This window comes from Streptomyces flavofungini, assembly GCF_041028215.1.
Taxonomy (GTDB): Bacteria; Actinomycetota; Actinomycetes; order Streptomycetales; family Streptomycetaceae; genus Streptomyces; species Streptomyces flavofungini_B.
This window is the reverse complement of the sequence record NZ_JASKYR010000289.1, coordinates 1-8,752: the sequence shown is the minus strand read 5'-3', so window position 1 is coordinate 8,752 and position 8,752 is coordinate 1. Positions and strand designations below refer to the sequence as shown.

At 72.5% G+C, this 8,752-nt stretch carries 7 protein-coding genes and 1 pseudogene; 5 read left to right on the top strand and 3 right to left on the bottom strand.

Annotated features, from left to right (window positions below):
- A partial coding sequence (locus AB8Z36_RS20490; protein ID WP_369214801.1) for a transporter occupies nucleotides 1-1,283 on the top strand: 1,283 nt, incomplete at its 5' end.
- A 483-nt stretch (nucleotides 1,284-1,766) separates the two neighbouring features.
- Nucleotides 1,767-3,134, top strand: a complete 1,368-nt coding sequence (locus AB8Z36_RS20485; RefSeq protein WP_369214800.1) for a PAS domain-containing protein — start codon at nucleotides 1,767-1,769, stop codon at nucleotides 3,132-3,134.
- 47 nt (nucleotides 3,135-3,181) lie between these two features.
- Here AB8Z36_RS20485 and AB8Z36_RS20480 read toward each other — a convergent pair whose 3' ends face one another.
- Nucleotides 3,182-3,946: an SIS domain-containing protein gene (locus AB8Z36_RS20480; protein ID WP_369214799.1), complete on the bottom strand. Its 765-nt coding sequence runs from the start codon at nucleotides 3,944-3,946 to the stop codon at nucleotides 3,182-3,184.
- Between the two features lie 150 nt (nucleotides 3,947-4,096).
- Between AB8Z36_RS20480 and AB8Z36_RS20475 the strand changes: the two genes are divergently transcribed.
- Complete coding sequence (locus tag AB8Z36_RS20475; protein ID WP_369214798.1) at nucleotides 4,097-4,789, top strand: metal-dependent transcriptional regulator; 693 nt, start codon at nucleotides 4,097-4,099, stop codon at nucleotides 4,787-4,789.
- 647 nt (nucleotides 4,790-5,436) lie between these two features.
- Complete coding sequence (locus AB8Z36_RS20470) at nucleotides 5,437-6,300, top strand: alpha/beta fold hydrolase (protein WP_369214797.1); 864 nt, start codon at nucleotides 5,437-5,439, stop codon at nucleotides 6,298-6,300.
- A gap of 66 nt (nucleotides 6,301-6,366) precedes the next feature.
- Here AB8Z36_RS20470 and pdxH read toward each other — a convergent pair whose 3' ends face one another.
- Entirely contained in the window at nucleotides 6,367-7,002 is a 636-nt protein-coding gene (gene pdxH / locus AB8Z36_RS20465; protein WP_440581961.1) for a pyridoxamine 5'-phosphate oxidase, read from the bottom strand.
- Nucleotides 7,003-7,400: 398 nt separating this feature from the next.
- On the opposite strand from pdxH, the gene AB8Z36_RS20460 reads away from it, so the two are divergent.
- Complete coding sequence (locus AB8Z36_RS20460; RefSeq protein ID WP_369214795.1) at nucleotides 7,401-8,501, top strand: citrate synthase 2; 1,101 nt, start codon at nucleotides 7,401-7,403, stop codon at nucleotides 8,499-8,501.
- Between the two features lie 93 nt (nucleotides 8,502-8,594).
- Here AB8Z36_RS20460 and AB8Z36_RS20455 read toward each other — a convergent pair.
- Nucleotides 8,595-8,752: pseudogene (locus AB8Z36_RS20455) on the bottom strand (TetR/AcrR family transcriptional regulator); the annotation flags it as partial.

Here is an 8,752-nt window from a genome sequence, read left to right as displayed (position 1 = left end):
TACGGGCGCTGCTCGCCGCCTCCCTCGTCGGCATCGGCCCGCTGTTCACGCTCTGCCTGGCCACCGGCGCGGCCATCGCGCTCGCGCACGGCGTGGCGGGGGCCGTCACCGGTGTCCTCGCGACCGCCCTGACGCTGCTCCTGTGCGTGGCCCTCGCGCGGGCAGTCGCCGCCGCCAACATCCGCCTGCTCACCAGCCGCAGAGGCCGTGACCTCGCGGTTCTCAGCGGCCTCGTCATCGCTGTCGGGGCGCAGGCCGTCAACTTCGGGGCCCAGCGGCTCCGCTCGTCAGGGCTCGGCACCCTCGACCCCGCGGCCGACGTGGTGCGCTGGATTCCGCCGGCCGCGGCACTCGGCGCGGTGGACTCGGTGAGCGAGGGCTCGTACGGAACGGGCGCGGCCCAGCTCGCCCTGTCAGCCGCGGCCCTGACCGGCCTGCTCGCGCTCTGGCGGCACAGCCTGACCCGGCTCATGACGGCACCGGACGGCTCGACCCTGGCGGCCTCGGCACCGGACAAGGGCACGTCCCGCTCCTCCGGCGCCCTGGGCTCCCTGCTGCCCGCCGGGCGCACCGGCACCGTCATGGAGCGCAGTCTGCGCTACGTCTGGCGCGACCCCAAGACCAAGGCCGCCTGGGTGACCTCGCTCGCCGTCGGCCTGATCGTGCCGGTCTTCAACGCGCTCCAGGGCACCGGCTCGGTCTATCTGGCGTGCTTCGCGGCGGGCATGCTGGGCGTCCTCATGTACAACCAGTTCGGCCAGGACACCTCGGCGTTCTGGATGGTGGCGATGACGATCTCCAGCCCGCGCGACGCCTGCGTGGAGCTGCGCGGCCGGGCTCTGGCCCTGCTGGCCATCACCGTGCCGTACGCCGCGCTCGTCTGCGTCCTCACCACGGCGATGCTCGGCGAGTGGCCCGCGCTCGCGGAGGTGCTCGGCCTCTCCTTCGCGCTCCTCGGCGCGATGCTGGCCACGGGCGCGTGGACCTCGGCGCGCTTTCCGTACTCGATCCCGCAGGAGGGCTACAAGAACGTGGCCCCCGGGCAGGCGGGGCTCGCCTGGATCTCCATCTTCGGCGGCATGCTCGCGGCGGCCCTGCTCTGCGCGCCGGTCCTCGCGCTGACGATCTGGCTGCACGCGGCGGGCGCGGCGTCCTGGAGCTGGCTGCTGCTTCCGGTGGGGGCGGCCTACGGCTACGGGGCGGTCGAGTGCGGGCTGCGGACCGCGGCGCCCAGGGTCGCCCGGCGGCTGCCGGAGATCCTGCTCGCGGTCAGCAAGGGGTGAGGGCGGCGGTCGGCCAGGGGGAGGGCCCTACCGGGAGTACGTCGGGAGCACGTCGGGAGCACAAAGACGCAGACGACCCGCGGGCCTTGGTCCCTGCCGCGCCGGAGAACCGGGCGGAGGAAGCCGGCCGGACTTACCGGCGGCCCGCGGGTCGGGTGACTGCTTTGAATTGGGCCGGCCGCACGCTCGACTCGCGCGCTGGTCCGGCACCGCACTGGGTGTGGTGACGGGCCGCTAGCCCGCAGCCACCTCTCGCGTCCGCAATGAAATCACTGCAGCAACACCTCCTTCCTGAGTGCTCCACACCCTAGGAAACGGGTCCGCGGGACCTCAAGCGGTTTTTTCGGCGTACGGTTTTACGTCCAACTTGCGGGAACCTGCTGTGGGGTGCGTCACTGTCGAGTTGAATGATCTGACATGCGGTACTGACGTGCGGTACCGGCGTCTCATGAGGACGAGGACACGGCCTGCAGGGGGTTCCGGGTGAGTGCTTCGCGGCGGAGCGGAAGTACTGACGAACTGGGTCCGCGGGATCCGGAGCCGGGCGGTGCCGAGCTGCTCGCCGCGCTGCTCGACGGGATGGACGCGGCGCTCTGCGCGTTCGACGCCGACGGCGTGGTGACGCACTGGAACCGTGAGGCCGAGCGGATTCTCGGCTGGTCGGCGGCGGAGGCCGTGGGCAAGCACGGCTTCTCGGGGTGGGCGGTCCGGGCCGCGGACGCCACCGAGATCGAGGGGCGGCTGCTGTCCGCGATGGACGCGCCGGGACGGCAGGTGCACGAGTTCGCCCTGGTGACCAAGGACGGCGGGCGCGTTCTCGTCCGTATGCAGTCCGCCGCGGTGCGCGGCGGGGACGGCAAGGCCGCGGGCGTCTACTGCGCCTTCAGCGAGGTGCACGCCCAGATAGACCTGGAGCGGTCCATCGCCCTGAGCGAGGCACTCCTTGAGACCGCGTCCTGGGGTGTCGTCATCGTCGACGCGGATCTGCGGCCCGCCGTCGTCAATGAGCACGCGGCCCGCGCGCTCGGGGTCGGGCGTACGGCGGTGCTCGGACGGCCGCTCGCGGATCTGCTCGGGCAGGGCGTGGAGGAGCTGGAGAGCGCGCTGACCCATGTCCTCGCCGAGGGGGCGCCGCCCGCTCCCGCGGAGCTGTGGGTGTCGGTGCGGACCGGTGAGGAGGAGGGGTTCGAGCGGCGGTGCTGGCGCAGCGGCTTCGTGCGGCTCGCCTCGCCGCTCGCGGAGGAGCCCGTGCCGCTCGGGGTCGGCTGGCTCTTCCAGGACGTCACGGAGGCCAAGCAGACCGCTCAGGAGGCCTCGCAGCTGCGGTTCAGGTCGCAGCAGCTGCACCGGGCGGCGCGGGCGGCGGCGGAGTGCGCCGACCCCACGGAGGCGGCGACCGTGCAGCTCGACTTCGCGCTCGCCGGGTTCGCGGATCACGCGCTGGTGGATCGGGTGTCGGGGGCGGATCCGGTGCGTCTGGTGCGGGTCGCGGCGACGCCCAGCGGGGCGCCGGGGCCCTGCCTTCCGGTGGCCATGGCGGGGATTCCGGTGCGGTATCCGGAGGGTCATCCCGCGCCGCAGTGCGTGGAGCGGGTGGGGTCGGTGCGGGCCAGTGCGGGGGCGGCCGCGCCGGAGCGGGCCCGGACGTGGGCCGCGGCCAGGCAGTGGCCCGAGGACGCCGTGCACGCGCTGTGCGCGGTGCTGCGGAGCCGGGGCCGCACGCTGGGCGTCGTGACGTTTCTCCGGGCGGCGGGCCGCGGCCCCTTCGAGCTCCCCGACGCGACGTACGCCGAATCCGTGGCGGGCCGGGTGGCGGCGTCCCTGGACCTGGCGGACGGCCTGCGGGGCTAGCGCCCCGTCTCTCCCGCGCGCCGACGACTCGCGCTGTGGGGCGGCTCTCAGTGCCGGTAGAAGATCCGCTCCCCGTACTCCTGGAAGATCCGGCCGTTCCAGTCGTGGCCCCCGTCCACGTTGCCCGAGCGGAGCAGGGGGGGCTGAATGCCGCGTTCGGCGAGGCAGGCGATCGCGGCGGCCACCATGGCCTGCATCAGGGCGTTGCAGACGACGCTGGACGCGGGTCCGAACGGCGCGTCGACACCGTCCAGCGAGAGCTCCGCGTCCCCCACGGCGATCTTGGAGTCGAGCACGACGTCGCAGTGGTCGAGCAGGAAGGTCCCCGAGACGTGCCGCGACCGGGTCTGGGAGGCGTAGGCCACCGAGGTCACGCCGATGACCTTGATGCCGAGCGCGCGGGCGTTCATCGCCATCTCCACCGGCAGTGAGTTCCGCCCCGAGAGGGAGATGATCACGAGGACGTCGCCGGGCTTGGCGGGGCTGGAGTCCAGGACGGCCCCCGCGAGGCCGTCGACCCGCTCCAGGGCGGAGCCGAGCGTGGCGGGCATGACGTCGACGCCGACCACGCCGGGCACGGCGAGGAGGTTCATGAGGGCGAGCCCGCCCGCGCGGTAGACGACGTCCTGCGCGGCGAGCGAGGAGTGTCCGGCGCCGAAGGCGAAGAGGCGCCCGCCGGACTCGACCGCGTCGGCGAGGACGGTGCCCGCCTCCGCGATGTTCCCGGACTCCTCGTCGCGGACACGCTGAAGCAGGTCGATGGCGGCGTCGAAGTACTGACCGGCTGTTTTGCTCTCGCTCTTCGAGCTCATTCGCATCACGTTGCGGTCTGGACCAGTGCGCTGTCAACACTGCCGCAGGGCGGTATGGGGCCGGTTTTCCGGCGGCGCGGCACGGTTGTCAGTGGTATGCGTCAGAATTGAGGGCAGGGCCAGCGCACGAGCGAATTCTGAGGGGCACCCATGTCGGGGCTGATTGACACCACTGAGATGTATTTGCGCACCATCCTCGAACTGGAGGAGGAAGGTGTGGTCCCCATGCGCGCCCGGATCGCCGAGCGGCTCGACCAGAGCGGACCGACGGTGAGCCAGACCGTGGCGCGCATGGAGCGCGACGGCCTGGTGGCGGTCGCCAGCGACCGCCACCTGGAGCTCACCGAAGAGGGCCGCCGCCTGGCCACCCGCGTGATGCGCAAGCACCGCCTGGCGGAGTGCCTGCTCGTCGACGTGATCGGGCTCGAATGGGAGCAGGTGCACGCCGAGGCGTGCCGTTGGGAGCACGTGATGAGCGAGGCGGTGGAGCGCCGTGTCCTGGAGCTCCTGCGCCATCCGACCGAGTCGCCGTACGGAAACCCGATCCCCGGCCTTGAGGAGCTGGGCGAGAAGGACGGCGCCGATCCGTTCCTGGACGAGGGCATGGTCTCCCTGACGGAGCTCGACCCGGGCGCCGAGGGCAAGACGGTCGTCGTGCGCCGCATCGGCGAGCCGATCCAGACGGACGCCCAGCTCATGTACACACTGCGGCGGGCCGGTGTGCAGCCGGGCTCCGTGGTGAGCGTGACGGAGTCCGCGGGCGGCGTGCTCGTGGGCAGCAGCGGCGAGGCCGCGGAGCTGTCCTCGGACGTCGCGTCGCACGTCTTCGTCGCCAAGCGCTGAGGCACCCGCACTCCATCGCGCGGGCCGAGGTCAACTTTCCCTGTGCAGGGAGAAGTTGAAGCGGACGCGCGGTCTCCGCGAAATTTCGTGGAGTCCAAGATTCAGTGTGCGGAATTGCAGCGCACCGGCGTTTCGCGTGCCAGGCTGTCGCGAGAGGCATATGACCTGAGGGCTCTTGACGGCGTCGGCGCCAGGTCTGGCCGCCCGGCCGGAGAGGGGGCAGGAGGATGTGCCCGTCTGGTGAGCGCGGGGGCCCGCGCGGTGAGCGCGAGTGTCCGCACCACGAGCACAAGCGTCCGCACCACGAGCAGAAGCGCCCGGCGGGCGGGCGCGTGCACACGCGTCGTCCGCCGGGCGCACACGATGATGGCCCCGGCGCCCTGCGGCGCCGGGGCCTGTCCTCCCCTGTGATGACCCGGAGCCCCGAGCTCCCAGGGTCATTCCCTTCGGGCCTCTTTCCCCGAGCGGCCCGCCCCCCGAGGAAGATCTCCCCTCGGCGACGCCGGTCAATCCTTGAGCGTGGTCACCCGAACGAGGGGTGTTATCGGCGTTCCGGCCGCTTTCGAAAGGGAGTTCGATAGCGTGCCGGGGTGCGGGGGCAGGGCCAGGCGTGGATCCCGACCGAATTCAGGGGGGTGCCAGGAATCATGGTGCGGCGCATCGACGTGAGGGGTGCGGGTGGCGTACGCCTCGCCGCCTGGGAGTTCGCCGACCCTCCCAAGCTCAGGGAGGCCGAGCCGTCGCCGGGCGGCGTGCTCCTGCTGCACGGCCTGATGGGCCGCGCCTCGCACTGGGCGGACACCGCCCGCTGGCTCTCCGAGCGGCACCGCGCGGTCGCCCTCGACCAGCGCGGCCACGGCCGCAGCGAGAAGCCCGAGGAGGGCCCCTACACCCGCGAGGCCTACGTGGACGACGCCGAGGCCGCCCTTGAGCAGCTCGGCCTCGCGCCCGCCGTGCTCATCGGCCACTCCATGGGGGCGCTCACCGCCTGGCAGCTCGCCGCGCGCCGCCCCGACCTCGTCCGGGGTCTGATCATCTGCGACATGCGGGCCTCCGCTCTCGGCGCGGCCTCGCAGCGGGAGTGGGAGGACTGGTTCAAGTCCTGGCCCGTCCCGTTCGCCACGCTCGCCGACGTCCGCAAGTGGTTCGGCGAGGACGACCCGTGGGTGGAGCGGGCCAACCCCGCGCGCGGCGAGTTCTTCGCCGAGGTGATGGCCGAGGGCCCGGACGGCTGGCGGCCCGTCTTCGACCGCGCCCAGATGCTGAAGTCCCGCGAGACCTGGGTGCACGACGCGCACTGGGAGGAGCTGATCCAGGTCAGCTGCCCCACCCTGGTCGTGCGGGGGCTGTACGGCGATCTGGGCCGCGCCGAGTCCCAGGAGATGGTCCGCGTGCTGCCCCGCGGGGAGTACGCGGAGGTGGCCGACGCCGGTCATCTCGTCCACTACGACCGGCCGGACGCGTGGCGCGCGGCGATCGAACCGTTTCTGGACGGGGTCCTGACCGGCTAGGGCCTCGGGGGGCGCCGCTCTGTCGCGGCCTGCGGCCTGCTCGTCCTCAAACGCCGGACGGGCTGCCTACGGGCTCAGGCGGTCCACTCGCCACGCGGTGTTCTCGTCCGCTCGCGCGTACCGCAGGCGGTCGTGGAGGCGGTTGGTGCGGCCCTGCCAGAACTCCACCGTGTACGGGGTCACGCGGAAGCCGCCCCAGTTCGGGGGAGCCGGGACCTGTTCGCCCTCGGGGTAGCGGGCCAGCAAGTCCGCGTAGGCGTGGTCCAGTTCGTCGCGCGAGGCGAGGACCGAGGACTGGGCGCTCGCCCAGGCGCCGAGCTGCGAGCCGTGCGGGCGGGTGCGGAAGTAGGCGACCGTCTCCTCGCGTCCCACCCGCGTCGTCGTGCCGGAGACGATGACCTGGCGGGCCATGGGGTGCCAGGGGAAGAGCAGCGAGACGTACGGGTTGGCCGCCAGCTCGTGGGACTTGCGGGAGGCGTAGTTGGTGAAGAAGACGAAGCCCCGCTCGTCGAAGCCCTTCAGCAGGACCGTGCGGGAGCTCGGCCTGCCCTCGGCGTCCGCCGTGGAGACGACCATGGCGTTCGGCTCGTGCACCAGGTCCCTCTCGCGTGCCGCCTCCTTGAACCAGAGGGCGAACTGGTCCATGGGGTCCGCGGGGAGCTCGGTCTCGGCGAGCCCCTCGGTGACGTACTGCTCGCGCATGCCGGCCGGCTCGGGCGGGGATTCGGGCGAAGAAGCACTGGAGTCGGTCACACCGCCATCCTGCCGTATGGTCCCGTACCCCTGGCGGGCGCGGGGGCCACGGAGAGGTGAACGGAGAGGTGACGTGTGGCACTGAGTGCCGCATAGCATCGCCAAAGGTGGCACCAGGGGATATCGTCCTGCTGCCGAACCGGTTGGGTGACCACCAGCCTCACTGGGCATCACCGGGGTGAACGGCCTGGACCGCGAGTCGGACGGGCGCGCCCGCACAAGGGCGTGCCGGACCGCGTAACCGGGACGTACGCACCCTTTTTTGACCGATGGTCATGAGCTGATCGCCTCGCCTCACCGCCTCACTCGAAAACCATCACGTCGAACCCATCACGAGGAGCCGCCTGATGTCCGATTTCGTACCCGGACTTGAAGGAGTCATCGCGTTCGAGACGGAGATCGCCGAACCGGACAAGGAGGGTGGCGCGCTGCGCTACCGCGGCGTCGACATCGAGGACCTGGTCGGCCACGTCTCCTTCGGAAACGTGTGGGGCCTGCTCGTCGACGGCGCCTTCAACCCCGGTCTGCCGCCCGCCGAGCCCTTCCCGATCCCCGTCCACTCCGGGGACATCCGCGTCGACGTGCAGTCCGCGCTGGCCATGCTCGCCCCCGTGTGGGGCCTGCGTCCGCTCCTGGACATCGACGAGCGGCAGGCCCGCGAGGACCTCGCGCGCGCCGCCGTCATGGCCCTCTCGTACGTGGCCCAGTCGGCCCGCGGCCAGGGCCTGCCGATGGTGCCGCAGCGGGAGATCGACAAGGCCGGGTCGGTCGTCGAGCGGTTCATGAAGCGCTGGCGCGGCGAGCCCGATCCCAAGCACGTCAAGGCCGTCGACGCGTACTGGACCTCGGCCGCCGAGCACGGCATGAACGCCTCCACCTTCACCGCCCGGGTCATCGCCTCCACCGGCGCGGACGTGGCGGCGGCGCTCTCGGGGGCCGTCGGCGCCATGTCCGGGCCGCTGCACGGGGGTGCCCCGTCCCGGGTCCTCGGCATGATCGAGGAGATCGAGCGGACCGGGGACGCGGTGGCGTACGTGAAGCAGGCGCTGGACAAGGGCGAGCGGCTGATGGGCTTCGGGCACCGGGTCTACCGGGCCGAGGACCCGCGGGCCCGTGTCCTGCGCCGTACGGCGCGTGAGCTGGGCGCTCCCCGGTTCGAGGTCGCGGAGGCGCTGGAGAAGGCGGCGCTCGACGAGCTGCACGCGCGGCGGCCCGACCGGGTGCTCGCCACGAACGTGGAGTTCTGGGCGGCGATCGTGCTCGACTTCGCCGAGGTGCCCGCGCACATGTTCACGTCCATGTTCACGTGTGCCAGGACCGCCGGGTGGTCGGCGCACATTCTTGAGCAGAAGCGGACGGGGCGGCTGGTGCGGCCTTCCGCGCGGTACGTCGGGCCTGGGGCCCGTAGCCCCCGGGAGATCGAGGGGTACGAGGAGATCGTGGGCTGAGGTTCGGCCTCCGGCGGTTTCTTCCCCGATCCCGCCCCTTCCCGGAACCCCCCCCCCCCCCCCCCCCCCCCCCCCCCCCCCCCCCCCCCCCCCCCCCCCCCCCCCCTCCAGCTCCGTGACCCGGCCCCCGAGCTGCGGCTCGTTCGACGCGGCCACCCAGAGGTGGAGCGCCGCGCGGAAGAGCGGACCCGTGTAGAGGTCGACCAGGGCGGCGACGACGGACGCCCTGTCCTGCGCGGGCAGGGCGTCCG

What these genes read in the sequence shown, in the direction of transcription:
- AB8Z36_RS20480 (WP_369214799.1), bottom strand. Translation starts at nt 3,946, where the DNA reads ATGAGCTCGAAGAGCGAGAGCAAAACAGCCGGTCAGTACTTCGACGCC.
- AB8Z36_RS20475 (WP_369214798.1), top strand. Translation starts at nt 4,097, where the DNA reads ATGTCGGGGCTGATTGACACCACTGAGATGTATTTGCGCACCATCCTC.
- AB8Z36_RS20470 (WP_369214797.1), top strand. Translation starts at nt 5,437, where the DNA reads ATGGTGCGGCGCATCGACGTGAGGGGTGCGGGTGGCGTACGCCTCGCC.
- pdxH (WP_440581961.1), bottom strand. Translation starts at nt 7,002, where the DNA reads ATGCGCGAGCAGTACGTCACCGAGGGGCTCGCCGAGACCGAGCTCCCC.
- AB8Z36_RS20460 (WP_369214795.1), top strand. Translation starts at nt 7,401, where the DNA reads ATGTCCGATTTCGTACCCGGACTTGAAGGAGTCATCGCGTTCGAGACG.